1 protein-coding gene is annotated in these 302 nt (G+C 53.0%); it reads right to left on the minus strand.

All coding sequences use genetic code 11. The annotated features are described in order from the left end of the window. Window positions 1-302, minus strand: a 302-nt coding sequence (locus KNO94_RS15185; RefSeq protein WP_214781057.1) for an RNA-guided endonuclease TnpB family protein, incomplete at both ends; no start/stop codon positions are given.

Consider the following 302-nt stretch of genomic DNA (forward strand, 5'->3'; position numbering starts at 1 on the left):
AGGTTGATGCTCGCGTTGATGTCACGGTCATGATGCGCGCCACAGGCACACGTCCATTCACGGACGTCCATCGCTTTCTTCTGACCTTTCTCGCCACAAGAAGAACAGATCTGCGTCGATGCGTACCAGGGGTCCGCCTTGATGAGCGTCCGTCCGTAGAAGTTTGATTTGTATTCGAGTTGACGGACGAACTCATGCCAGCTGACATCCCCGATGGACTTGGCGAGCTTATGGTTTTGCATCATGTCCTTCGACTTCAATGTCTCCACGACGATGACTTGGTTCTCGTCAACGATCCGTCT

This window comes from Exiguobacterium sp. s22 (assembly GCF_018617455.1).
Classification (GTDB): Bacteria; Bacillota; Bacilli; order Exiguobacteriales; family Exiguobacteriaceae; genus Exiguobacterium.